Genomic DNA, 23,550 nt, shown 5'->3' with positions numbered 1-23,550 from the left:
GCGCTCAGGCCGCCGCCGGCGCTCCCGCCCGGCGGATGAAGACCATCAGCCCGGCGAGCACCGCGAGGTTCATCACCCCCGCCGCCAGCGCCACGCCGAAGCCTGCATCGTAGCCCCCCGTGAGGTCGTAGAGCGCCCCCGCCTGCCAGCCCCCGACCCCGTGGCCCAGCCAGGCGAAGGCCCCGATGATCCCCATCGCCGACGCCCGCTTCGCCGCCGGCGACAGCGCCCGGGTCGAGGTCAGCACCCCCGTCATCACCCCCGCATAGCCGAAGCCGTAGAGCACCGCGTAGACGTAGAACCCGTCGAGCGTCGCGAAGCGGGTGAAGCCGAACACCATCAGCGTCTGCCACAGCGAGGCGGTGGCATAGGCCGGCAGCGCCCCCATCACGTCCGCGAGCCGCCCGAAGACCAGCCGCCCCAGGATGCCCGAGGCGAGCATCGCCACCATCACGCCCCCCGCATCCGTCGCCGTCAGCCCGCAGCCCTGCATCAGGGGCGCGAGATGCATCAGCGGCACCGACATCAGCGTGCAGCAACCCACCACCGCCACGCACATCAGCGCCACCACGGTGCGGTGGGGCAGGGGGGTGGGCAGCGGCTCGACCGCGCCGGCGAGGCCCGAGGCCGGCGCCGGCGGCTCGCGCATCAGCAGCGCCAGCGGCACGCAGACCGCGAGCGTCGCGACCCCCAGCCCCATGAAGGCGCCGCGCCAGCCCCAGGCCTCGATCATCATCGCCGAGACCAGCGGCACGCCGCCCTGGCCCAGCGCCTGCCCGGCCGAGGCGATCCCCAGCGCCATCCCCGCGCCCGCCGCGAACCAGTTGCCCACCAGCGCGATCAGCGGCGCGAAGAAGGCCGAGCCGCCCAGCGCGCCCGCCACCGCGAACAGCAGGTAGAACTGCCACAGCGCGCTCGCCTGGCTGGCCGCGATCACGCACAGGCCCATCACCGCGGCCCCGAACAGGCACACCGCCCGGGTCCCGACCTGCGGCGCCAGGCGCCCCATCAGAATGCCGCCGACCGCGAGCCCGGCGACGCCGGCCGCGTTGATCAGCGCCACGTCCCCGCGCGCCCAGCCGAATTCCCGCTCCAGCGGCACGAAGAACACCGCAAGGCCGTTGACCATCTGGCCCATGCTCAGCGCCAGGATCACCGCCGCGGCGAAGACCACCACCCAGCGGTAGCGGTCGGGCGTCAGGGTTGCGGCGGTCACGGCGAGTCCTCCCCATTTTCGTGTGGTTTCCTTATCGATGCGCCCGCCGCCGCACCGACGCAAGAGGGCCTCGCTCGTGCGTTGACACGCGCCCCCGGGCGGCGAGGATGCGCCCCATGACCGCCGAACCCTTCGCCTCCCGCCTGACCCGCGCGCCCCTCGCCCACGACCCCGCCCGCGGGGCCGAGGCGTGGGAGGCGCTCTCGGCCCACCTGTCCGCGCCCGAGCTGCGCCCGCTGGTGGAGGGAACCGGGGGCTCCTCCCCTTTCCTCCACGGCCTGATCCGGCGCGAAGCGGAGTGGCTGGCCGACGTCCTGCAGGGCCCGCCCGAGCCCGCGCTCGCGACCCTGGCGGCGGAGATGCGCGCCGTGGCCGAGGCCGACACCGCCCAGCGCGCCGGCATCCTGCGCCGGGGCAAGCGGCGGCTGGCGGTGCTGACGGGGCTCGCGGATCTGGGCGGGGTCTGGGACCTGGACGCGGCCACCGCGGCGCTGTCGGACTTCGCCGACGCGGCGGTGGAGGGCGCGCTGCGCGGCCTGCTGGCGGACGAGTTCGCCCGCGGCCGGCTGTCCCGCGATCCCGACGACGCGGCGGGGGCCGCGGGCCTCTTCGGGCTCGCCATGGGCAAGGGCGGCGCGCGGGAGCTGAACTATTCCTCCGACATCGACCTGATCTTCCTGTTCGACGAATCCCGCCACGAGGCCGACGCCTACGCCGAGGTCCGCTCGCGCCTGGTGAAGGTCGTCCAGGGGGTCAGCCAGCTGCTGTCGAAGCCCACCGGCGAGGGCTACGTGTTCCGCGTCGACCTGCGCCTGCGCCCCGATCCCTCGGTGACGCCGGTCTGCATCGGCATGGACACGGCCGAGCGCTACTACGAATCGCTCGGCCGCACCTGGGAGCGGGCGGCCTTCATCAAGGCCCGCGCCAGCGTCGGCGACATCGCGGCGGGCGAGGCGTTCCTGAGCCGCCTGCGCCCGTTCGTGTGGCGGCGGTTCCTCGACTTCGCCGCCATCCGCGACGCCCACGACATCCGCGAGCGGATCCGCGCCCACCGCGGCGGCGGCGGCCCGATCTCGATCCCCGGCCACAACGTCAAGCTCGGCCGCGGCGGCATCCGCGAGATCGAGTTCTTCGTGCAGACCCGCCAGCTGATCTGCGGCGGCCGCGACCCCGCGCTGCGCGACCGCGGCACCCGCGCCGCCCTTCGCGCCCTGACCGGAGCCGGCTGGGTCGGCGAGGAGGCCGCCGCCGAGCTCGACGCCGCCTATGTCGCCCACCGCGAGCTCGAGCATCGCCTGCAGATGATCGAGGACCGCCAGACCCAGACCATGCCCACCGCGCCCGAGGCCCGCGACCGGGTCGCCGCCCTCTCGGGCTGGTCGGACCGCGCGGCGTTCGAGGCCGACATCCTGGCGCGCATGGAGCGGGTCTCGAAGATCGCCGAGGCCTTCTTCCAGCCCCCCGGCGCCCCCGCCGCGGCCGAGCCCGCGCAGGCCCCCGACCTCGCCTCGGCCGGGTTCGAGCGGCCGGACTACGCCGAGGGGATCATCGACCGCTGGCGCCAGGGCGCGATCCCCGCCACCCGCTCGACCCGCGCGCGCACGCTGCTGGCGGGGCTCGAGCCGCGCATCCTCCAGGCGCTGCGCGCGGCCGCCTCGCCCGACGACGCGCTCGCCCAGTTCGACCGGTTCCTGTCGGGCCTGCCGGCGGGGGTGCAGGTGTTCTCGCTCTTCGAGCAGAACCCCCGCCTCGTGGACCTGATCGCCGAGATCTGCGCCGCCTCGCCGCGCCTGGCCGAGGCGCTGGGGCGCTCCTCGCGGGTGCTCGACGCGATCCTCGCCACCGACTTCTTCGAGCCGCTGCCCGGCGCCGACGCCCTGACCGAGGAGCTCTCGGAATGGCTCGCGCGGGAGGAGGACTACGAGCGCCAGCTCGACGTCGCCCGCTCCTGGGCCAAGGAGATGCGCTTCCGCATGGGCGTGCAGCTCCTGCGCGGCATCGCCGACGCGGAAGAGGCGGGCCACGGGTTCTCGGCCATCGCCGAGGCCTGCATCCGCGCGCTGTTCCCGCTGGTGGAGGCCGAGTTCGCCCGCCGCCACGGGCCCCCGCCCGGCCGCGGCGCCGCGGTGCTGGCGATGGGGCGGCTCGGCTCGGGGGAGATGACCGCGACCTCGGACCTCGACCTGATCGTGCTCTACGACGCGGGCGGGCAGGAGGCCTCGGAGGGGAAGAAATCCCTGTCCTCCCCCGCCTGGTTCTCCCGCTTCACGCAGGCGCTGATCTCGGCGATGACCGCGAAGACCGCGGAGGGGGAGCTCTACGAGATCGACATGCGCCTGCGCCCCTCCGGCCGGCAGGGGACGGTGGCGACCTCGCTCTCGGGCTTCCGCGCCTACCAGGCCGAGCGCGCCTGGACCTGGGAGCGCATGGCCCTGACCCGCGCGCGCCCCGTCGCGGGCCGCGCGGACCTGCAGGACGACGTGCGCGCCGCGGTCGGGGAGGCCCTGCGCCTCGAGCGTCCCGCCGCCGAGGCCTGGACCGGCGCCGCCGACATGCGCGCGCGCATCGCCGAGGCCGAGAAGGGCGGGCGCGAGGACCCCTGGGCGATGAAGCGCCACCGCGGCGGGCTGATGGACATCGAGTTCGTGGCCCAGGCGGGCCTGCTCGCCGCCGCCGCCGAGGGCGCGCCGGACCTGCCGCTGGGCGGCGCCTCCGCCCCCCGGGCGCTGGCGGCGCTGGAGGCGGCGGGGCGGCTCGATCCCGGCGACGTCGCGGCGCTGGCGCAGGCGCACGACCTGCAGTCGCGCCTCCTCCAGGCCCTGCGCGTCGCGACCTCCGGCGGCTTCGATCCCGCGACCGCGGGCCCGGGCCCCATCGCCGCGCTGCTGCGCGTCTCGGGCGAGACGGAGATCGAGGCGCTGGCCGAGCGGATGCAGGCCGCGCGGGAGGCCGCGGCCGAGGTCGTCGACCGCCTGCTGCCCGCGCCTTCGGCCGAGGGGCCGGGCGGATGACGCTGCCCATCGTCTGGCATCCGGACTACACGGTCGCCCTGCGGCCCAACCACCCGTTCCCGATGTCGAAATACTTCTACCTGCGCCAGGCGCTGGAGGAGCGCGGCCTGATGGAGACCGGCGGCTGGCTCGCGCCTGCGCCGCTCAAGGCGCTGCAGGTCGCGGGCGCCCATGACATCGGCTATGTGGAGCGGGTGATCGCCTGCACCCTGACGGCCGACGAGACGCGGCGCATCGGCCTGCCCTCGACGCCCGAGGTGGCCCGGCGCGCGCAGCTCTCCTCGGCGGGCACGCTGCTCGCGGGGCGGCTGGCGCTGGACCGGGGGCTGGCGGTGAATGCGGCCGGGGGCTCGCATCACGCAGGCCCCGACTACGGCTCGGGCTACTGCGTGTTCAACGACGTGGCGGTGGCGGCGCGCACGCTGGCGGACGAGGGCGCGGCGCCGCGGATCCTGGTGGTCGACTGCGACGTGCACCAGGGGGACGGGACGGCGTGGATCTTCGCCTCCGACCCGCGGGTGTTCACCTTCTCGATCCACGCGCAGAAGAACTTTCCGGCGCGCAAGGCGGTCTCGGACCTCGACGTGGGGCTCGAGGACGGGCTGGGGGACGAGGCCTATCTCGCCCGCCTCTCCGACGCGCTGGACGAGGCGGTGGAGCGGGCCTCGCCGGACCTCGTCTTCTACAACGCCGGCGTCGATCCCTGGGAGGGCGACCGCCTGGGACGGCTGGCGCTGACGCTGGAGGGGCTGCGCCGGCGCGACCGGCTGGTGCTGGAGCGGCTGCGCGGCCGCGGCCTGCCGGTCGCCGCGGCCCTGGGCGGCGGCTACTCGCGCGACCCGCACGAGCTGGCGGCCCGCCACGCGATCCTGTTCGAGGAGGCGGCGGCCCTGGCCGCCTGAGGGGAGCCGCCCGCCCCCGCGCGCTCCGACCGAAGGTCGGCTCCCGCCCGCCCACCCCCGCCGACCTCCGGCCGGAGCGCGCGGGGGCGGGGAAAACCGGGGGCGCGGGCGCCCGGCGGCCGGCGGGATCAGGCCCGGCGGCGGCGCCCGACCAGGGCGAAGCCCGCGAGGCCCGCGGCCAGCAACGGCAGCGCGGCGGGCGCGGGGACCGGCGTGCCCGAGGCGCCGGCGTCGAGCGTCAGGGCCATGTCGAGGGGGGTGTAGGTTCCCCAGGCGCCGCCGCCGCCCGCCTCGCGGAAGCGCATCGAGGAGGTGTTCTGGTAGACGCCCGCCCAGTGCCACTTGTCATCGCCCTGGGCGTTGGCGACGATCGACACCCACCAGTTCCCCGCCGTCAGCGAGATCACGTCGAACGCGATCGTGTAGCTCTGCAGGGCGCGGCCGTTCAGCGTCTCGCCGGTGTCGAAGGTCGAGTAGGCGACGCCGGTCCGGCTCGCGGTCGGGGACGTCGCGGGCGCGGCGCCGTCGACGGCGTAGAAGGCGATGTCGAAGCTGAACGGCGCGGCGTCGGTGCTCGACCCCAGGAAGGTCGCCGAGCCGATGTCGTAGTCCGAGCCCAGGATGATGTCGTCCGCCAACTCGTAGTCGTCGATCGGGTCGCCGACGGGGCCGGTGTAGGACGGCTCGAGATAGGTCGCATCCGCTGCGCCGACGCCGCTGTCGTAGGCGGTCGCGGCCTGGGCGCCCGTCTGCGGCGCGAACGCGGCGACGGCCGCGAAGGCAAGGACGGGGACGGAAAGCCGGGGGAGTGCCATGGTACGCTGGTCCGATTTACGCAGCCCGACGGATCGTCAGGTGAACAGATGATGAGGAACCCTAACCTCCTGGATGAACGGGAAGCAATCATTGTGACGTGAAATCAAGGCATTCCGTAGCGGAAGCTTCCGCCTGCTCAGCCCCCGGCCATCGCCTCCAGCCGCAGGAGGGCGATGCGGCGGACCTGCTCGATGGCCTCGGCCAGCTCCGCCTCGGGGTCGTTCTCCACCCGGGCGCGGAAATTCTCCAGGATCTGCTCGCGGTGGCGGCCCTTCACGGCGAGGATGTAGGGGAAGCCGAAGCGCGCGGTGTAGCGGGCGTTCAGTTCCTGAAACTCCGCCAGTTCCTCGGGCGTGCACTGGTCGAGGCCGGCGCCCGCCTGCTCGGCGCTCGATTCGGCGGTCAGCCCGCCCGCCAGCGCCAGCTTGCCCGCGAGGTCGGGGTGCGCGCGCAGCAGCGCCAGCCGCTCGTCCTCGTCGCCCGCCATCACCTGTGCGTGCAGCGCGCCCGAGAGGCCGCCCGAGGTCGCCGTCTCCTCGCCCAGTCCCGCGTCCCAGGCGCGCTCGGCCACCCAGGGCGAGTGCTCGTAGACGCCGCCGAAGCGGGCGACGAAGGCGTCCCGGGTCATCTCGGCGGGGGGCTGGGGGAAAACGAACATGGCGGCTCCTTCGAGCGGGGAGGGCGGAAGACATGCTGCGGCGCCGAAGCCCCGGTGGCGAGCGCGAAACGCCCTTGGCCGGGGCCGCCTAGCGCAGATAACCTCCCCCCCCAGGAAATAAAGACCGGACGACGGGGGACCCTGCCCATGGAGGCGCTTTTTCACGACTGGATCAGTTTTCTGGTCCGGGCCGCGCATATCGTGGCCGCCATCGGCTGGATCGGGTCGTCGTTCTATTTCATGGCGCTGGACTACTCGCTGCGCCACGACCCGGACCTGCCCCAGGGCGTGAAGGGCGAGAGCTGGTCCGTCCACGGCGGCGGCTTCTACCAGATCCGCAAGTATTCGGTGGCCCCCGAGAAGATGCCGGCCATCCTGCACTGGTACAAGTGGGAGGCCTATTCCACCTGGTTGACCGGCTTCGTGATGCTCGCCGTCACCTACTGGTGGGGGGCCGAAGGCCTGCTGATCGACCGCTCCGTCGCCGACATCCCCGTGGGGCTGGCGGTGCTGGTCTCGGCGGGGTCGCTGTTCGTGGGCTGGTTCCTCTACGACCAGCTGTGCAAGAGCGCGCTGCGCGCCAATCCGCCCCTGCTGTTCGCGGTGCTCTACGCGGCCATCGTCTTCATCTGCTGGCTCTACGGCCAGGTGTTCTCGGCCCGCGCGGCCTGGCTGCACACCGGCGCGCTGATCGCCACGATGATGTCGGGCAACGTGTTCATGGTGATCATCCCCAACCAGAAGAAGGTGGTCGAGGTCCTCAAGGCCGGCGGCGAGCCCGATCCCCGCTACGGCGAGATCGCCAAGCTGCGCTCGACCCACAACAACTACCTGACGCTGCCCGTGGTCGCGATGATGATCTCGAACCACTATCCGATCGCCTTCGGCCATCCGCTGAACTGGATCATGGTGGCCTTCGTGCTGGCGATCGGCGGCATCGTGCGCCACTTCTTCAACAGCCACGACATGGGCAAGCACGGCTGGGCGGTCTACTGGCAGCTTCCCGTCGCCTCGTTCCTGTTCGTGGGCATGATGTGGCTCTCGTCCTGGCGGCCCGACCAGGTGCAGGCGGATCTCGAGCCCCAGCGCGCCATGGCGATCGTGGCGACCCACTGCTCGACCTGCCACGCCGCCCGTCCCAGCCACGAGAGCTTCGACGAGGCGCCGGGCGGGGTGATGTTCGACGATCTCGACCAGATCCGCGCCCACGCGCCCAAGATGATCGCGCAGGCGGTGATGTCCAACATCATGCCGCTGGGCAACGAGACCGGCATCACCCCCGAGGAGCGCGCCGTCCTCGGCGCCTGGTTGCGCGCCGGCGCGCCCTCGGAGTAGGCGGGAGCCGACCGCAGCCCGGAGCCCGCCATGCCCCTCCCCGTCGCCCCCGAGACCCTCGCCCTCTTCGTGCCCGTGGCGCTGGCCCTGAACCTGACGCCGGGGGCGGACATGCTGTTCTGCCTCGGGCAGGGGGCGCGCTCGGGGCCGGCGGCGGGGGTCTCGGCGGCGGCGGGGATCTCGGCCGGAAGCCTCGTGCATGCGACGGCGGCGGGCGTGGGGCTGGCCGCGCTGATGGCCGCCCACCCGGTCGCCTTCGAGGTCGTGCGCTGGGCCGGCGTCGCCTATCTCGTCTGGCTCGCCTTCGGCGCCTTCCGGGAACTCGCGCGGGGCGAGGGGCTCGCCCGCGGCCCCGCGGCCCGGGCGATGCGGCCCGCGGCCGCGTTTCGCGCGGGTCTGCTGGTGAACCTGCTGAACCCCAAGATGGGGATCTTCGTGCTGGCCCTCGTCCCCCAGTTCGTGCGGCCCGAGGCGGGGCCGATCCTCGCCCAGTTCCTGGTCTTCGGCGCGGTGCTGGGGATCGGGGGCATGGCGATCAACGGCGCGGTGGGCCTGTCGGCGGGCCACATCGGGCGGGCGCTGGCGCGCTCGCGCCGCATGACCCAGGCGATGCAGGCGGCGACGGGGACGATCTTCCTCGCCCTCGCCGCCCGCCTCGCGATGCAGAGGGCCTGAGCATGGGCACGCTTCTCCTCCGCCACGCGCGGGTGCTGGCCACGATGGACGGGGAGCGGCGCGAGATCGCGGACGGCGGCCTCTTCGCCCGCGACGGGGTGATCGAGGCGGTGGGGCCGACCGCGACCCTGCCCGCGGCGGCGGACGAGATCCTCGACGTCTCCGGCTGCGTGGTGATCCCGGGCCTCGTGAACACCCATCACCACCTGTTCCAGACCCTGACCCGCGCCGTCCCCGCCGGCCAGGACGCGCTGCTCTTCGGCTGGCTGCAGTCGCTCTACCCGATCTGGAGCCGCATGGGCCCGGAGGAGATCCACTCCTCCGCCCTCATCGGCCTGGCCGAGATGGCGCTCGCGGGCTGCACGCTCTCCTCCGACCACCTCTACATCTTCCCCAATGGCGCGCGGCTGGAGGACGAGATCGACGCAGCCCTGCGCCTCGGCGTCCGCCTGCACGCCATGCGCGGCTCGATGTCGGTGGGCGAGAGCGTGGGCGGCCTGCCCCCCGACGCGCTGTGCGAGAACGAGCCCGCGATCCTGGAGGACTGCATCCGCGTCATCGACGCCCATCACGACGCCCGCCCCGGCGCGCTGATCCGGGTGGGGGTGGCGCCGTGCTCGCCGTTCTCGGTCTCGCCGGGACTGATGCGGGATTCGGCGCTGCTCGCGCGCGACAAGGGCGTGCTGATGCACACGCATCTCGCCGAGAACGACGAGGACATCGCCTATTCGCTGGCGACCTTCGGCCAGCGCCCCGGCGATTTCGCCGAGGGGCTCGGCTGGGTCGGCGAGGACGTCTGGCACGCCCACTGCGTGAAGCTCGACGCCTCCGAGATCGCGCTCTTCGCCCGCACCGGGACCGGCGTCGCGCACTGCCCCTGCTCCAACTGCCGGCTCGGCAGCGGCATCGCCCCGGTGCGCGCGATGCGCGACGCGGGCGTGAAGGTGGGGCTGGGGGTCGACGGCTCCGCCTCCAACGACTCCGGCGACCTGCTGGCGGAGGCGCGGCAGGCGATGCTGCTGCAGCGCGTCTCCCGCGGGGCCGACGCGATGAGCGCGCGCGAGGCGCTGGAGATCGCGACGCTGGGCGGCGCGCAGGTATTGGGGCGGGACGACCTTGGCTCCCTCTCGGTCGGAAAGCGCGCCGATTTCGCGGTGTTCGCCACCGACGGCCTCGCCCAGGCGGGCGGCTGGGATCCTCTGGCGGGCCTCCTCCTCTGCGCCGACGCCAGGGCCCGCGAGACCTATGTCGAGGGCCGCGCCGTGGTCCGCGAGGGGCGCATCGTCATGCAGGGCTTCGAGGCCGAGGTCGAAAAGCACCGCAGGCTCGCCCGCAGGCTGGCGGAGGGGTAGGGCGCATTTCAATGCGCCTTGCCGCCCTCCGCCCGCCGATGGCGCATTGAAATGCGCCCTACGCCGCCCCTTCGCCGAACGCCTCCTGCCGGGCCTGGTCCATCAGCGCCCGCATCCGCCGGATGGCGCTGTCGAGGCCCGAGAAGATCGCCTCGCCAATGAGATAATGGCCGATGTTGAGCTCCATCACCTCCGGGAAGGCGGCGACGGGCTTGACCGTGTCGTAGGTCAGGCCGTGGCCGGCATGGACCTCGAGGCCGATGGAATGGGCGAAGGCGGCCATCTCGCGCAGACGCTCGAGCTCGACGTCGCGCTCGTCGAAGCGGCCCTCGTTATGGGCGTCGGTATAGGCGCCGGTGTGCAGCTCGATGACCGGGGCGCCGATGCGCGCGGCGGCCTCGATCTGGCGGCGGTCGGCGGCGATGAAGATCGAGACGCGGCAGCCCGCCTCGCGCAGGGGCGCGATGAAATGGGCGAGCCGGTTCTCCTCCTTCGCCACCTCGAGCCCGCCCTCGGTCGTGCGCTCCTCCCGCTTCTCGGGCACGATGCAGACGGCATGGGGGCGGTGGCGCAGGGCGATCGCCTGCATCTCGTCGGTGGCGGCCATCTCGAAGTTCAGCGGCACCGACAGGGCGCCCATCAGCGCCTCGATGTCGGGGTCGGTGATGTGGCGGCGATCCTCGCGCAGGTGCGCGGTGATGCCGTCGCAGCCCGCGGCCTCGGCGATCTTGGCGGCCTTGATCGGGTCGGGATGCGCGCCGCCGCGGGCGTTGCGGATGGTGGCGACGTGGTCGATGTTCACGCCCAGCCGCAGTCGGCCGAGAGGCTTCGCCAGGGTCATCGCGCGGGTCCTTTTCGCAGAGTCGGTCGCGGGCAGCATAGGCGCCCGCGGCGAGGTTGTCTTGACGCCAGGCGGCCTCCAGGCGCGACCAGAGCGCGCCTCGGCGCCCTCTCCGCGGATCGTCGGGCAGGTCCTCGCCGGAGGGACGGCGCGGCTCAGCTCGCCGGATCGCCGGCGCGGCGGATCGGCGAGGCCTTGGCGGCCTGCTTGGCCTCCTTCGCCGCACGGCGCCGCTCGTGGGCCTGGCGCACCCGCTCCTTGGCGACGGCCATCAGCTTCGAGCGACGGCGGTTCTGATAGGCGGCGATCATCGGGCGCAGCACCAGGTAGAAGGCGACCGAGCCCGCCAGCCCCGGCAGCACGCCCCCCACCAGATAGGGCACGAAGATCGCGTCGAGGTTGTCCCACAGCCAGCCGAAGGTCCAGCCGTGGTAGGGCTCGGCGAAGTGGATGCCGGTGATCTTGCGCCCCATCCAGAACGAGGCGCCGGCGATCACCGGGAAGGTCAGCGGGTTGCCCACGAAGGTGCCCGTGGCCGAGGCCAGCACGTTCGCGCGCAGCGCGAAGGCGAGCGCCGCGGCGATCACGAAATGGAAGCCGAAGAACGGGGTGAACGAGGCGAAGACCCCGCAGGCGAAGCCCAGCGCGATGCGGTGCGGCGTGTCGGGCAGCCGCTGCATGCGCTTGCCCAGGTAGCGGTATCCCCGCTGCCAGCCCTTGCGGGGGGACAGGAATTCCCGGAACCGGTCGCGAAAGGGAAGAGGGTCGCGGCGGCGGAACATGGAGTCAGCCGCCCCCGGCGGGCGCGCCGGCCCGCCCGCGGGCGGACCCCGGCGTGCGCGCGCCCGAGGGCTCGGCGCCGAGCCCGTCCTCGCGCCCGGCCATGCGCACCACCGGACCGGCGGGCAGGGGGGCGGGACGGCTGGCGGGCGCGCCTGCGCCCGGGGTCAGGCGGGCGGCCTCGTGGACCATGGTCTGGGCGTTGAGCATCGTCACCACCTGGGAGACGTGCTTGACGTCGCGCACCTCGAGGTCGATGCGCGCGCGATAGAAGTCGGGCTTGCGCTCGATCAGCTCCAGGTGGGCGATGTCGGCGTTGAGCTCCGCGATCACCGTGCACACGCGCGCCAGCGCCCCGGTCTGGTTGGCGAAGGTCACGGTCAGCGAGGTCTGGTGGGGCTGGGTCCAGGCGGTCTCGGGGTCCCAGCGCAGGTCGACCCAGGCCTCGGGCGTCTCCTCGTAGTCGGCGAGGACGGGGCAGTCGATGGCGTGGACCGTCACGCCCTTGCCCTTCTCGGCGATGCCCACGATGCGGTCGCCGGGGACGGGCTGGCAGCACTCCCCGAACTTGACCTTGCGCGCGCGCGACACGCCCGTCACCGGCAGGCGGGAGCTGTCGCCCGGCGCCGCGGGGCGCAGGGGCGCGTCGAAGTCGCCCTCTCGCCCGAACAGCGCGGTCAGGATCTGGGTCGCCGAGACCTCGGCCGCCCCCACCGCCTGCAGCAGGTCGTCGGGCCCGTCGTGGTTGAGCTTCTCGGCCGCCAGCGCCAGCGCCTTGCGGGTCATCGTCTTGGAGGCGCGCTCGAAGGCCGACTGCACGATGCCCCGGCCGATGCGCACGTCGGCCTCGCGCCGCTCGGCGCGCAGCGCCCGGCGGATCGCCTGCTTGGCGCGGCCGGTGACGGCGATCTCCTCCCACACCGGCTGGGGGCGCTGGGCCTCGGCGCGGATGATCTCCACCGTCTGGCCGTTGCGCAGCCGGGTCGAGAGCGGCGCGCGCCGCCCGTCGATCTTGGCGCCGACGCAGCTGTCCCCGATGCGGGTGTGGATGTTGTAGGCGAAGTCGATCGGCGTGGCCCCCCGGGGCAGGGTGACGACCCTGCCTTTCGGGGTGAAGCAGAACACCTGGTCCTGGAACATGTCGAGCTTCACGTGCTCGAGGAACTCGTCGGGCTTCTCGGCGCTCTTGAAATCGTCGGTCAGCTGGCGGAGCCAGGCGAACGGGTCGGCGGTGAAGCGGTTCTCGCCCCGCTGCCCGTCCTTGTAGGCCCAGTGCGCGGCGACGCCGGTCTCGGCGACCTCGTGCATCTCGCGGGTGCGGATCTGCACCTCGACCCGCTTGGCGTTGCGCCCCGACACCGTGGTGTGGATCGAGCGGTAGCCGTTGGTCTTGGGCGTCGAGATGTAGTCCTTGAACCGCCCCGGCACCGTCTTCCAGCGCCGGTGCACGGCGCCCAGCGCGCGGTAGCAGTCGGACTCCGTCCGGCAGATCAGTCGGAACCCGTAGATGTCGGAGAGGCGCGAGAACTCCTGCCCCTTCTCCTCCATCTTCCGCCAGATGGCGTAGGGGCGTTTCTCGCGGCCGGAAACCTCGGCCTCGATGCCTTCCTGGGCGAGGACGATCTGCAGATCCTCGAGGATCTGGGGGATCACGTCGCCGGATTCGCGCTTCAGCTGGCCGAAGCGGCGGATGATCGAATCCCGCGCGCGCGGGTTCAGCACCTGGAAGGAGAGGTCCTCGAGCTCGTCGCGCAGCGACTGGATGCCCATGCGCCCGGCGAGCGGCGCATAGATCTCCATGGTCTCGCGAGCCTTGCGCTCCTGCTTCTCGGGCTTGAGGAACTGGATGGTGCGCATGTTGTGCAGCCGGTCGGCGAGCTTGACCAGCAGGACGCGCACGTCCTTGGACATCGCCATCAGCAGCTTGCGCAGGTTCTCGGCCTGCTCGGTCTCCTTCGAGGAGAGCTTGAGCTTGGAGATCTTGGTGACGCCGTCGACGAGCTCCGCGATCTCGTCGCCGAAATGCTCGGCGATGGTCCCGTAGGTGACGCCCGGGCAGTCCTCGATCGTGTCGTGGAGGAGCGCGGTCGCGATGGTGGCGTCGTCGAGCTTCAGCTCGGTCAGGATGCCGGCGACCGCGACGGGGTGGCCCCAGTAGGGCTCTCCGTTGGCGCGTTTCTGGGGGGCGTGCGCCTTTGCGCCGAAGACGTAGGCTGCGTTCAGCAGACCTTCGTCCGTGTTGGGGTTGTAGGCCTGGACCCTCTCGACGAGTTCGAACTGTCGGATGAAGCCGTCGCCCACATCGTCCTCCCCCATGCGCCGCCCCGGTCGCCCGGGGCGGGGGATCCTCTCGACCTCAGCCCTTGTTTTCCGCCTGCTCGGCCATCAGGGCGCGGAGCAGCTGCTCCTCCGAGACGTCGTCGACGGGCGCGTCGACCTCGCCGCCGCCCATCAGGAGCGCCATCTCGTCGTCCTCGGGCTCGTCGACCTCGATATGACGCTGATGCGACTGGATCAGCCCTTCCTCGAGGTCGTCGGGGGTCAGGGTCTGGTCGGCGATCTCGCGCAGCGCGACGACCGGGTTCTTGTCGTTGTCGCGGTCGATGGTGATCTCGGCGCCGGTCGAGATCTCGCGCGCACGATGGGCGGCGAGCATAACCAGATCGAACCGGTTGGGAACCTTGTCGACGCAATCCTCGACGGTGACGCGGGCCATGAAGTCGTCTCCGGCAGGCGTTTCGGGAGAACCGCCTTAGTATGCCTTGCCGAGACGATGCGCAAGGGCGCGCACGGTGCGAATTCGACGCGTCGAGCGGCGCGCGCCCCGCGGCGGGGCGTCGCTGCGCGGACTCCGGCGACGCGCGCCCCACCTCGCCCGCGCGCGCGCTCCCGCGTCAAGGCGTTTCCGATGCGGCCGAGCGATTTTCTCAACTTTTTCGTGACGGATCGCCGTCGGCGCCGAATAATGGGGCGCCCAACAGGTAATCTTGCGCCCCTGCCGAGAAGGTGGACGCGGTTTCGCCGCGAATTTGCCCCAATGGTTAACAATTCGAGACGAAACCGCCCGTCGAACCGCCGTCGACGCGGATCAAAAATGCACGCTTTGGCGTGAATCGCACTTCCCGGGCTTCAAAGACGGTCGATTTCGGCCGCGCGATGGTTGCATCCTTCTCTGGCTTGGCGAAAGGCTCCGCACGACGCGCCGGAACCGATTCGCCCTGCTGAGGGCGGAGAAATTGTCAGGCACGCGGTTCGCGGCGAAGGAGATTGCATGTTCTACCGTGACGAACGTCTGGCCCTCTTCATTGACGGGTCAAACCTCTACGCCGCCGCGAAAGCCCTGGGCTTCGACATCGACTACAAGCTTCTGCGTAACGAGTTCATGCGTCGCTGCAAGCTGGTGAGGGCGTTCTATTACACCGCCCTGGTGGAGGATCAGGAGTATTCGCCGATCCGCCCGCTGGTCGACTGGCTCGACTACAACGGCTTCACCATGGTCACCAAGCCGGCGAAGGAGTTCACCGACTCCACCGGCCGCCGCAAGATCAAGGGCAACATGGACATCGAGCTGGCGGTCGACGCCATGGAGATGGCCGACCGCATCGACCACATGGTGCTGTTCTCCGGCGACGGCGACTTCCGCCCGCTGGTGGCCGGCATCCAGCGCAAGGCGGTCCGGGTCTCGGTGGTCTCGACCATCCGCACCAGCCCGCCGATGATCGCCGACGACCTGCGCCGGCAGGCCGACAACTTCATCGAGCTCGACGAGCTCAAGGAGATCATCGGCCGTCCGCCCCGCCCGGTGCGCGCGCCCGACACGGTCGACGCCGAAGACGACGCCTGATCGTCGCTCCGCAACCGCTCGCGGCCCGCGCCCCCCGGCGCGGGCCGCGCCGGTTGCGGGACCTCCGCCTTCGCCGCCTCGCTCGGCGATCCGCCCCTCTTCGCCGACGGATCCCCCCGCCATGAGCCGAAGCGCCCAAGCGTTGCCGCCCGCGCCGCCCGAGGCGCCGGCCGACTGCGCCCTCTGCCCCCGTCTCGTCGCCTATCGCGAGGAGGTCCGCGCCCGCGAACCCGACTGGTTCAACGGCGCGGTGGCGAGCTTCGGCGACCCTGGGGCCGGCCTGCTGGTGGTGGGGCTGGCGCCCGGCGTCTCGGGCGCCAACCGCACCGGACGGCCGTTCACCGGCGATTTCGCGGGCGGGCTGCTCTACGCCACGCTCGGCAGGTTCGGCTTCACCTCCGGGGAATTCCAGGCCTCGCCCGACGACGGGCTCGCGCTGCACGGGGCGATGGTGACCAACGCCGTGCGCTGCGTGCCGCCGCAGAACAAGCCGGTGGGGGCGGAGATCAACACCTGCCGGCGGTTCCTCGCGTCGCGCATCGGGGCGCTGGAGGGGCTGCGGGCGATCGTCTGCCTGGGGCGGATCAGCCATGACAGCGTGATCCGCGCGCTGGGGGCGAAGCTGAAGGACCATCCCTTCGGCCATGCCGCACGCCACGAGGTGGGGCGGCTGACGGTCTTCGACAGCTACCACTGCTCGCGCTACAACACCAACACCGGCGTGCTGACGACCGAGATGTTCGAGGACGTCTTCGGCCAGGTGCGCGCCTTCCTCGACGGGTAGCGCCGCCGCCGCGCCCCCCTCCGGCCGGCGGCTCCCGCCCACCCACCCCGCCCCCGACCGGAGGGGGGCGCGGCGGCGGCGTCCGGGACCGCTCGCCACGGGCGACGCCTCCCGGGCGCGCCGCGGGCGGGGCCTCGGCCCCGGGCGCGACGCCCGACGCGGCGCCCTATTCGCCCAGCGCCACGCCCTCCCGCCGCGGATCCGCGGCGCCGCTCAGCCGCCCGTCGGGACCGATGGCGATCACGTGCAGGCCGGAGTTCATGTCGAAGGCCCGCGTCTCGCCGAGGCTCGGCGCCAGCGCCTCCGCCTCGGTCCCCGCCTCGAGATGCGTGATCCCGTTGAGGTTCGCCACGTGCCCCGCCGCCACCGCCTGCGCGGGGCTCATCCCGAAGTCGAGGATCCGCACCAGCGTCCCCGCCACGTAGCCGATGATCCGCGCCCCCCCGGGCGAGCCCAGAACCAGCGCCGGCTCGCCGTCGCGCAGCACGATCGTCGGCGCCATCGAGGAGCGCGGCCGCTTGCCCCCCTCGACCCGGTTCGCCACCGGCGCGCCGTCCTGCTCGGGGCGGAAGCTGAAGTCGGTCAGCTCGTTGTTCAGCAGATACCCGTTCGCCATCAGCCGCGAGCCGAAGCCCGTCTCGATCGAGGCGGTCCACGAGACCGCCATCCCCTCCGCGTCCACCACCGACAGGTGCGTGGTCCCCGGCCGCTCCGCCTGGGCGTCCGGGGCGCGCAGCCGCGCGTGGTCCCAGGGCGGCTCGCCCGGCGCATAGGGCGCCGCGGGCGGGGCGTCGGCGTCCAGCGCCTGCGCGCGCGCCGCCAGGTAGTCGGGGTTCAGCAGCCCCTGCGGCATCTCCACGAAATCCGCGTCGGCCATGTAGAGGCCGCGGTCCGCGAAGGCCATCGCCGAGGCCTGCGCCGTCAGCCGCCACGCCTGCGGACCGTCGCCGAGCGCGGGCAGGTCGCGATGCGCCAGGATGCCCATGATCTGCCCCACGCTCAGACCGCCCGAGGAGGGCGGGCCCATCCCGCAGATCTCCCAGGCGCGATAGTCGACGCAGACCGCCGGCCGCTCCACCACCCGGTAGGCCGCGAGATCCTCCGCGGTCATCGGCGAGGGGTTGGACGACCCCTCCAGCGCCTCCAGCAGCGCCTGCGCCTGGGGGCCGGTGTAGAAGGCCTCGGCCCCCGCGTCGCGCAGCGCCTCCAGCGACCCGGCATAGGCCGGGTTGCGCAGGCGCGCCCCCTCGGCCAGCGGGGCGCCGCCCGCGAAGAAATAGGCCCGGGCGGCGGGAAAGGCGTCGAGCCCGGGGGCCGAGGCGATCGAGGCCGCCATCCGCGGCGAGACCGCGAAGCCCTCGCGCGCCGCCGCGATGGCGGGCGCCAGCAGGCGCGCCATGGGCAGGCGCCCGTGGGCCTGGTGCATCGCCTCCATCAGCCGCGGCACGCCCGGCACGCCGACCGAGCGCGCGCCCGGCACGGCGTCGGCGAAGGCCATCGGCTCGCCCTCCGCCGTCAGCCAGTAGTCGGGGCCGGCCGCCGCCGGCGCCGTCTCCCGCCCGTCCCAGGAGGTCAGGCGTCCCCCCGCCCAGACCAGCGCGAAGGCGCCGCCGCCGAGGCCGGAGCTCTGCGGCTCCACCAGCCCCAGCATCGCCTGCGCGGCGATCGCCGCATCGACCGCCGTGCCGCCCTCGGCCAGCACGTCGCGCGCCGCCTCGGCGGCCAGCGGATGGGCGGCGGCGACCATGAAGCGCTCCGCCACGGCCTCGGCGGGGACCGGGCGGCGGGCGTGGGTCGCCTCGGGCGCGACCTGGGTCTGGGCGGCGGCGGGCAGCGCCAGCAGGGCCGCCAGCGCCAGGCCGGGCAGGGCGGTCGGGAAAGGCGGGCGACGGGACATGGCGGCTCCTCGCAGACGTCTGGCCGGGGCTTCGGGGGCGGAGGCTAGGCGCTCCGCGCGCGCAGGGCCAGCGCGCTTGGCGATCCTCGACCGATCTCCGCCGGGATCTCCCCGCCTGCGCCCCCGCCGCCCCTTTGCTGCGCTGCAGCGCGGCGCTAGGTTGAGCGTGCAGACGCCGCCAGAAGCGCAGGAGACCCGCCATGACCCCCGCCGCCCGCCTCCAGGCCGCCATCGACATCCTCGACGCCTGGGCGCCGGGGCGCCCGATGGACCGCCTCCTGGTCTCCTGGCGGCGCGCCAACCGCTACGCCGGCTCCGGCGACCGGGCGGCCATCGCGGACCTCGTCTACGACGCCCTGCGCCGCTGGCGCTCGCTGGCCTGGCCCGCGGCCGGCGAGGGCGCGGGCGACGGCGGCCGCGCCCGGATCCTGGCGCTGGCGGCCGAGACCGGCGACCCCGAGGCCCTGTTCTCCGGCGCCCGCCACGCCCCCGCCCCCCTCACCGAGCACGAGCGCGAGCGCCTGGCCGAGCGCGCCGAGCGCGGGGTGATCGAGGCGCCCGACGCCCTGCGCCTCGACCTCCCCGACTGGCTGCCGCCCCTGTTCCGCGCCGCCCACGGCCCGAACGCCGAGGCGGTGATGGACAGCCTGCGCCGCCGCGCCCCCGTCGACCTGCGCGTGAACCGCCTGAAGGCGCGCCCCGAGCAGGCGCTGGCGAGCCTCGCGGCCCAGGGGGTGCTGGCGGCGCCCGTCTCGATCGCCTCGGGCCCCGCCACGCCGGACGCGCTGCGGGTGACCTCCGGCGGGCGCGGGCTGAAGAGCGCCGACGCCTATCTGCAGGGCTGGGTCGAGGTGCAGGACGTGGCCTCCCAGGCCGCCGCCGCCTTCGCCGGGGCCCGTCCGGGGGAGCGGGTGCTCGACTACTGCGCCGGCGGCGGCGGCAAGGCGCTGGCGCTGGCCGCGGCGATGGGCGGGGAGGGCGAGGTCATCGCCCACGACGTCGACCCCGCCCGGATGCAGGACCTGCCCCCGCGCGCGGCCCGCGCCGGCGCGCGCATCGCGCCGCTGCCGGGCCCGGTCCCCGATTCGGCGAAGGCGAGCTTCGACCTGGTTTTCGCCGACGCCCCCTGCTCGGGCTCCGGCGCCTGGCGGCGCAACCCCGACGCCAAGTGGGGCTTCTCGCCCGAGGGGCTCGCGCGGCTGACCCGCGTGCAGTCCCAGGTGCTGGCCTCCGCCGCCGCCTTCGTGCGCCCCGGCGGCCGGCTGGTCTACGCCACCTGCTCGCTGCTGGAGGAGGAGAACGGCGCCCGCGTGCGCGCCTTCCTGCCCGGCTCCGGCTTCGAGCTGTCGGAGGAGCTGCGCCTGACCCCCCTCGACGGCGGGGACGGCTTCTACGCCGCCCGGCTCGTGCGCGGCCCGGCCTGACCGCGCGGGGGCCGGCAGGGCCGCCGTCCGGGCGCTGCGCGGCCTGCGCCCGGCGCCGCATCCCCACGCCGTCGCCCCACGCCGCCGCCGGGGATGGGCGCAAGTCGCGCTCAACTCTAGATAGTTGCGCTTTCATGGTTTACCCTTTCTAAGGGTTTCACGCCTTCACTGTCCCGGCGCGGTGACGGCCAGAGCGTCGGCGCGGTCCCCTGTTGTTCGGGGACGGCCCGGCGCGGGGTCGGTCGCCTTCGCCGCCGGCTTCGGCGGGTCGGGAAGACCGGCCGCCGTGCGGCCGGATCGGGCTGGGCGATGGGGAGGCGATGGCGGCGATGAGGAAGGCTGGGTCTCGCGCAACCGCGCCGCCCCCGGGCGAGGCGACGATCACGCCCCGCGCCGCGCCCTGCGCCGCGCCGCCCGCCCGCAGAGCGGCGGCTTGCCCGCCCCCCGCAGGCGCCCGCGGATGACGCTCGACGCCAGCCGCCGCCCGCCCGAGGACGCGCCTCCGCCCGAGCCGGGACGCGAGGCCGACGCGCCCGACACGCGTCGCCCCCCCGCGGGACCGGTCCGCGCCGCCCCCGCCGACGACGCCGCCGACGCCCAGGCCCCTGCCGACGCCTCTGCCGACGCCGCCGCCGGCCTCCCGGACGACGCCTCGCCGCGGCGGCCGGCCGCGGGCCCGTCCGCCGCGACGGCGGGCGACCTGCGCGCGGCGCCCGAGATCGTGGTGATCGGCGTCGCCTCGCTGGCGCTGGCGCTGGCGCTCGCGATCGACGACCACATCGGCATGGCGCTCGGCGCTTTCGCGATCGGGGCGCTGGCCATCGCGCTCGTCGCCCGCGCCGCCCAGCCCTGGTCGACGCGCGCCGCGCCGCGCCCTTCGCCCGACGCCCTCGCGCTCGAGGCGCTGCACGCCGAGGATCCGGGCCCCGTCGCCCTCACCGACGCCCGGGGCCGGACCCTCGCCTGCAACCCCGCGCTGCGCCTCGCGCGCCGGGCCGTCCCCCCGCCGGGCCTGCCCGAGGCCGCGCCGCTGCTGTTCCCCGCGGGCCTGCCCGACCATGCCGAGGCGCTGTTCGACGCGCCCTCCCCGAGCGCCGACGGCACGCCCCCTGCGCGCGAGATCTACCGCCTGCTGCGCGTCGCCCGGGCGGAGGGCGCAGCCGAGACCCGGCAGCTCCGCTTCGGCGGCCGCGCCTGCCGGGTGGGGCTGCGCCGCCTTTCGCCCGACCGGCTGTTGTGGCGCATCGATCCGCCCTCGCCCGCCGCCGCCGCCGGCCTCGCCGCGGCCCTCGACGCGATGGGGCTGCCGGCGGTGATGCGCGGGCCCGGCGGGCTCGCCGCCAACGCCGCCGCCCGCCACGTGGCCCCCGCGCTGGCGGAGCTCGATCCCGCCGCCGCCGCGCCGCCCGACGACCTCGCCTCGGCCGACGGCGGCCCGCTGCGCGGCCTGCCGCTGCCCACCGCCCTGCGCGCCCGCATCGCCGCCGAGGCCGACGCGCCGGGGCCGGAGGCCGGGCGCCTGGGCTGGCTGCTGCTGCCCGGCGACGCGCGCCCGCGCGCGGCCGGGCTCGACCTGCTCGACCGACTGCCGGTGGCCGTCGCGCGGCTGGGGGTCGACGGCGTGCTGATCTCGGCCAACGAACGCGCGCGCCGCCTGCTCGGCCCCGGCGCCGTCGCCGGCGCCCGGTTCGAGCGTCTGGCCGAGGGGCTCGGCCGCCCCATCGCCGAGCGCATCGCCGAGGCCGCGCGCGGCCGCTCCACCGGCCGGGCCGAGATCGCGCGGGGCCGGCGCGACGACCGCGAGACCTTCCTGCAGCTCTCCTTCTCCCGCCTCGAGGAGGACGGCCGCCCCACCCTGATCGCGGTGATGAGCGACGCGACCGAGCTCAAGACGCTCGAGGCCCAGTTCGTGCAGAGCCAGAAGATGCAGGCCGTGGGCCAGCTCGCCGGCGGGGTCGCGCATGATTTCAACAACCTGCTGACCGCGATCGCGGGCCACACCGACCTGCTGCTGATGCGCCACGACGCTTCGGACGCGGACCATTCGGACCTGATGCAGATCCGCCAGAACTCGAACCGCGCCGCCGCCTTGGTGCGCCAGATGCTGGCCTTCTCGCGCAAGCAGACCCTGCAGCCCCGGACCACCGACCTGGTGGCGACGCTGACCGAGCTCAGCCACCTCCTCAACCGCCTGCTGGGCGAGAAGGTGCGCCTGAAGCTGGAACATGGCGAGAATCTCGGCCTGGTGCGCGTCGACGAGCGCCAGTTCGAGCAGGTCGTGATGAACCTGGTGGTCAACGCCCGCGACGCGATGCCCGCCGGCGGAGAGGTGCGCGTGCGCACTCGCAACGTGCGCTTCGACGAGGAATTCCGCCGCGACCGCGCCGTGCTGCCGCCGGGCGACTACGTGGCGATCGAGGTCTCGGACGAGGGCCAGGGCATCCCCCCCGACCGCATCGGCCAGATCTTCGAGCCCTTCTATACCACCAAGAAGCCGGGCGAGGGCACGGGGCTGGGCCTGTCGACCGCCTATGGCATCGTCAAGCAGACCGGCGGCTTCATCTTCGCCGACAGCCCGCCGGGCTCGGGGGCGGTGTTCACCGTCTACCTGCCGCGGCTCGAGGGCGAGGCCGGCGCCGCCCACCGCGCCCCGCCCGCCGACGCCGACGCCCGCCGCGTGGCCGAGACCCGGGCCGAGGGCGTGGTGCTGCTGGTCGAGGACGAGGCGCCGGTGCGCTCCTTCGCCACCCGCGCGCTGGGCCTGCGCGGCTACCAGGTGGTCGAGGCCGAGAACGCGGAGGAGGCGCTGGAGATCCTCGAGGATCCCGGCTTCCACGTCGACGTCATCGTCTCGGACGTGGTGATGCCGGGCCTCGACGGCCCGAGCTGGGTGAAGACCGCGCGCGAGACGCGGCCCGACGTGGCGGTGGTCTTCGTCTCCGGCTACGCCGAGGGCGCCTTCCGCCGCAACCTGGAGGGGCTGCGGGACTTCGTGTTCCTGCCCAAGCCCTACTCGCTGGCCGACCTCTCCGCCGCGATCCGCGAGGCCCAGGGCGACCGGGAGGCCGCCTGACCCGACGCCGCCGCGCCGCCTCCGGCCCGGTCGCCTGCGGCCGGCGGCGGGACCCCGGCGGAACCGGAGGGACGTGGACGCCGCCCCGAGCCCGCCGGCTTCCGCCCCGTCGGGGGCCGACCGGCGCCGGCAGGCCGCCCGGCTCCGCGCCGATCGGCATCGACGCGCCGCTCCGCCGCTGGCGTCGGACACCTGGCGCTCGGGCGTCGGCGCGCCGGGCCCGAGGGCGGCCGATCCGTGCGCGGCGACGGCTGGCGGCTGGCGCGAGTTGACAGCTGTCAACTCGCGCCAGCCGCCGGGCGGGGGCCGAGCGTCGAGAGCGGCGAGGGCGCCCGCCGGCTGATGGGACCTTGTCCGGCGGTGTCGGAGCAGGCCCTGCGCCGGGCGCTCCCGCGGCCGCCCCGTCAGGCGCGCGGGCGGGGAGACGAGACCTCCGGCGGCGGGATCGCCCCGGGCGGAGGTCGGGAAGCGACCTGCGCCCCGTCGCCTCCGCGGTTGCAGGGCGGGCGCTCGCGCGGCTAGGGGTGCGGGCGGGGAGCGCGCGGCGCTCCCGCCCCGACAGGAGCCGCCCATGGGCCAGTCTCGCCCCCCGTCCGATCCGCTCGACCCCCGCGGCCTGATCGCCGAGGCCTATCGCATGCCCGGGATCGACGCCGTGGCCTGCCGGGCGATCTTCTTCGACTGGGCGCTGGGCCGCAGCCGGGACGAGGGCACGACCGAGGCCGTCCGCGCCCTCCACGCCCGCTACGCCGCCGAGGCCTCCGATCACCCGATGACCGCCGTCCTCGCCGAGGGCCTGGCCGCCGCCGAGACCGCCGGGACCCGCCGCACCGGCCGCCGCCGGGCGCGCTGAGCGCCGCGACGCTCCGGAACGAAGACCGCCCCACTCGAAGACCGCCCGACGCGAAGACCGTCCGACGCGAGGACCGCCCGAAACGAAGA

General features: G+C 74.2%; 18 protein-coding genes. 10 read left to right on the top strand and 8 right to left on the bottom strand.

Translation table 11 applies throughout. The features are described 5' to 3' along the window. Positions 1 to 4: 4 nt before the first annotated feature. Positions 5 to 1,216, bottom strand: a complete 1,212-nt coding sequence (locus tag BM064_RS19410) for an MFS transporter (RefSeq protein ID WP_218161080.1) — start codon at positions 1,214 to 1,216, stop codon at positions 5 to 7. 116 nt (positions 1,217 to 1,332) lie between these two features. Here BM064_RS19410 and BM064_RS19405 point away from each other — a divergent pair, with 116 nt between their 5' ends. Both BM064_RS19405 and BM064_RS19400 read left to right on the top strand, forming a co-directional pair. Then, positions 1,333 to 4,227: a bifunctional [glutamine synthetase] adenylyltransferase/[glutamine synthetase]-adenylyl-L-tyrosine phosphorylase gene (locus tag BM064_RS19405; RefSeq protein WP_092862433.1), complete on the top strand. Its 2,895-nt coding sequence runs from the start codon at positions 1,333 to 1,335 to the stop codon at positions 4,225 to 4,227. Beyond that, positions 4,224 to 5,129 (top strand): histone deacetylase family protein, encoded by a 906-nt coding sequence (locus BM064_RS19400; protein WP_092862431.1) that lies wholly within the window; start codon positions 4,224 to 4,226, stop codon positions 5,127 to 5,129. Before BM064_RS19405 ends, BM064_RS19400 begins: the two co-directional genes overlap by 4 nt. Positions 5,130 to 5,257: 128 nt before the next feature. Here BM064_RS19400 and BM064_RS19395 read toward each other — a convergent pair whose 3' ends face one another. Both BM064_RS19395 and uraD read right to left on the bottom strand, forming a co-directional pair. Beyond that, positions 5,258 to 5,944, bottom strand: a complete 687-nt coding sequence (locus tag BM064_RS19395) for a PEP-CTERM sorting domain-containing protein (protein ID WP_092862429.1) — start codon at positions 5,942 to 5,944, stop codon at positions 5,258 to 5,260. 137 nt (positions 5,945 to 6,081) lie between these two features. Beyond that, the gene (gene uraD / locus BM064_RS19390) at positions 6,082 to 6,603 is read right to left on the bottom strand and encodes a 2-oxo-4-hydroxy-4-carboxy-5-ureidoimidazoline decarboxylase (RefSeq protein ID WP_092862427.1); all 522 of its coding nucleotides are present in this window, start codon (positions 6,601 to 6,603) and stop codon (positions 6,082 to 6,084) included. Positions 6,604 to 6,750: 147 nt separating this feature from the next. Here uraD and BM064_RS19385 point away from each other — a divergent pair, with 147 nt between their 5' ends. From BM064_RS19385 to BM064_RS19375, 3 genes are read left to right on the top strand one after another with little or no spacing between them, the layout of a single operon-like run. Further along, the gene (locus BM064_RS19385) at positions 6,751 to 7,938 is read left to right on the top strand and encodes a urate hydroxylase PuuD (protein WP_092862425.1); all 1,188 of its coding nucleotides are present in this window, start codon (positions 6,751 to 6,753) and stop codon (positions 7,936 to 7,938) included. A 30-nt stretch (positions 7,939 to 7,968) separates the two neighbouring features. Further along, complete coding sequence (locus BM064_RS19380) at positions 7,969 to 8,613, top strand: LysE family translocator (protein WP_092862423.1); 645 nt, start codon at positions 7,969 to 7,971, stop codon at positions 8,611 to 8,613. Positions 8,614 to 8,615: 2 nt separating this feature from the next. Beyond that, positions 8,616 to 9,965 (top strand): 8-oxoguanine deaminase, encoded by a 1,350-nt coding sequence (locus BM064_RS19375; protein ID WP_092862421.1) that lies wholly within the window; start codon positions 8,616 to 8,618, stop codon positions 9,963 to 9,965. Positions 9,966 to 10,023: 58 nt separating this feature from the next. Here BM064_RS19375 and BM064_RS19370 read toward each other — a convergent pair whose 3' ends face one another. From BM064_RS19370 to rpoZ, 4 genes are all read right to left on the bottom strand, one after another. Further along, positions 10,024 to 10,806, bottom strand: coding sequence for a pyridoxine 5'-phosphate synthase (locus tag BM064_RS19370; protein WP_092862419.1), 783 nt, complete (start codon positions 10,804 to 10,806; stop codon positions 10,024 to 10,026). A 155-nt stretch (positions 10,807 to 10,961) separates the two neighbouring features. After that, positions 10,962 to 11,588: a DUF2062 domain-containing protein gene (locus BM064_RS19365; protein ID WP_092862417.1), complete on the bottom strand. Its 627-nt coding sequence runs from the start codon at positions 11,586 to 11,588 to the stop codon at positions 10,962 to 10,964. 4 nt (positions 11,589 to 11,592) lie between these two features. Next, entirely contained in the window at positions 11,593 to 13,902 is a 2,310-nt protein-coding gene (locus BM064_RS19360; protein WP_092862415.1) for a RelA/SpoT family protein, read from the bottom strand. Between the two features lie 40 nt (positions 13,903 to 13,942). After that, positions 13,943 to 14,302 carry a DNA-directed RNA polymerase subunit omega gene (gene rpoZ, locus BM064_RS19355; RefSeq protein ID WP_092862413.1) on the bottom strand — a complete coding sequence of 120 codons (360 nt, stop codon included), beginning with the start codon at positions 14,300 to 14,302 and terminating at the stop codon, positions 13,943 to 13,945. A 555-nt stretch (positions 14,303 to 14,857) separates the two neighbouring features. On the opposite strand from rpoZ, the gene BM064_RS19350 reads away from it, so the two are divergent. Both BM064_RS19350 and BM064_RS19345 read left to right on the top strand, forming a co-directional pair. Further along, the gene (locus tag BM064_RS19350) at positions 14,858 to 15,430 is read left to right on the top strand and encodes a LabA-like NYN domain-containing protein (protein ID WP_092862411.1); all 573 of its coding nucleotides are present in this window, start codon (positions 14,858 to 14,860) and stop codon (positions 15,428 to 15,430) included. 121 nt (positions 15,431 to 15,551) lie between these two features. After that, positions 15,552 to 16,214: a uracil-DNA glycosylase gene (locus BM064_RS19345; RefSeq protein WP_092862409.1), complete on the top strand. Its 663-nt coding sequence runs from the start codon at positions 15,552 to 15,554 to the stop codon at positions 16,212 to 16,214. Between the two features lie 166 nt (positions 16,215 to 16,380). On the opposite strand, the gene BM064_RS19340 is transcribed toward BM064_RS19345, so the two are convergent. After that, positions 16,381 to 18,111, bottom strand: a complete 1,731-nt coding sequence (locus tag BM064_RS19340) for a gamma-glutamyltransferase family protein (protein WP_092862407.1) — start codon at positions 18,109 to 18,111, stop codon at positions 16,381 to 16,383. Between the two features lie 200 nt (positions 18,112 to 18,311). On the opposite strand from BM064_RS19340, the gene BM064_RS19335 reads away from it, so the two are divergent. The 3 genes from BM064_RS19335 (at position 18,312) to BM064_RS19325 (ending at position 23,461) form a co-directional block, all read left to right on the top strand. Beyond that, positions 18,312 to 19,535 carry an RsmB/NOP family class I SAM-dependent RNA methyltransferase gene (locus BM064_RS19335; protein WP_092862405.1) on the top strand — a complete coding sequence of 408 codons (1,224 nt, stop codon included), beginning with the start codon at positions 18,312 to 18,314 and terminating at the stop codon, positions 19,533 to 19,535. Positions 19,536 to 19,995: 460 nt separating this feature from the next. Continuing rightward, entirely contained in the window at positions 19,996 to 22,608 is a 2,613-nt protein-coding gene (locus tag BM064_RS19330; RefSeq protein WP_245779221.1) for an ATP-binding response regulator, read from the top strand. Between the two features lie 571 nt (positions 22,609 to 23,179). Next, a complete protein-coding gene (locus BM064_RS19325) occupies positions 23,180 to 23,461 on the top strand; it encodes a hypothetical protein (protein ID WP_092862403.1) in 282 nt (93 codons plus the stop codon). Positions 23,462 to 23,550: the final 89 nt, after the last annotated feature.

The sequence above is a fragment of the Albimonas pacifica genome (genome assembly GCF_900113695.1).
GTDB lineage: Bacteria > Pseudomonadota > Alphaproteobacteria > Rhodobacterales > Rhodobacteraceae > Albimonas > Albimonas pacifica.
The sequence above is the reverse complement of the archived record's forward strand: the minus strand, read 5'-3'. Positions and strand labels throughout refer to the sequence as shown.

Excerpts from the sequence above, each read along its gene's own strand:
- BM064_RS19380 (WP_092862423.1), top strand. The coding sequence starts at position 7,969 with ATGCCCCTCCCCGTCGCCCCCGAGACCCTCGCCCTCTTCGTGCCCGTG.
- uraD (WP_092862427.1), bottom strand. The coding sequence starts at position 6,603 with ATGTTCGTTTTCCCCCAGCCCCCCGCCGAGATGACCCGGGACGCCTTC.
- BM064_RS19330 (WP_245779221.1), top strand. The coding sequence starts at position 19,996 with ATGACGCTCGACGCCAGCCGCCGCCCGCCCGAGGACGCGCCTCCGCCC.
- BM064_RS19335 (WP_092862405.1), top strand. The coding sequence starts at position 18,312 with ATGACCCCCGCCGCCCGCCTCCAGGCCGCCATCGACATCCTCGACGCC.
- BM064_RS19375 (WP_092862421.1), top strand. The coding sequence starts at position 8,616 with ATGGGCACGCTTCTCCTCCGCCACGCGCGGGTGCTGGCCACGATGGAC.
- BM064_RS19340 (WP_092862407.1), bottom strand. The coding sequence starts at position 18,111 with ATGTCCCGTCGCCCGCCTTTCCCGACCGCCCTGCCCGGCCTGGCGCTG.
- BM064_RS19370 (WP_092862419.1), bottom strand. The coding sequence starts at position 10,806 with ATGACCCTGGCGAAGCCTCTCGGCCGACTGCGGCTGGGCGTGAACATC.
- BM064_RS19365 (WP_092862417.1), bottom strand. The coding sequence starts at position 11,588 with ATGTTCCGCCGCCGCGACCCTCTTCCCTTTCGCGACCGGTTCCGGGAA.
- BM064_RS19325 (WP_092862403.1), top strand. The coding sequence starts at position 23,180 with ATGGGCCAGTCTCGCCCCCCGTCCGATCCGCTCGACCCCCGCGGCCTG.
- rpoZ (WP_092862413.1), bottom strand. The coding sequence starts at position 14,302 with ATGGCCCGCGTCACCGTCGAGGATTGCGTCGACAAGGTTCCCAACCGG.
- BM064_RS19360 (WP_092862415.1), bottom strand. The coding sequence starts at position 13,902 with ATGGGGGAGGACGATGTGGGCGACGGCTTCATCCGACAGTTCGAACTC.
- BM064_RS19405 (WP_092862433.1), top strand. The coding sequence starts at position 1,333 with ATGACCGCCGAACCCTTCGCCTCCCGCCTGACCCGCGCGCCCCTCGCC.
- BM064_RS19395 (WP_092862429.1), bottom strand. The coding sequence starts at position 5,944 with ATGGCACTCCCCCGGCTTTCCGTCCCCGTCCTTGCCTTCGCGGCCGTC.
- BM064_RS19345 (WP_092862409.1), top strand. The coding sequence starts at position 15,552 with ATGAGCCGAAGCGCCCAAGCGTTGCCGCCCGCGCCGCCCGAGGCGCCG.
- BM064_RS19350 (WP_092862411.1), top strand. The coding sequence starts at position 14,858 with ATGTTCTACCGTGACGAACGTCTGGCCCTCTTCATTGACGGGTCAAAC.
- BM064_RS19385 (WP_092862425.1), top strand. The coding sequence starts at position 6,751 with ATGGAGGCGCTTTTTCACGACTGGATCAGTTTTCTGGTCCGGGCCGCG.
- BM064_RS19400 (WP_092862431.1), top strand. The coding sequence starts at position 4,224 with ATGACGCTGCCCATCGTCTGGCATCCGGACTACACGGTCGCCCTGCGG.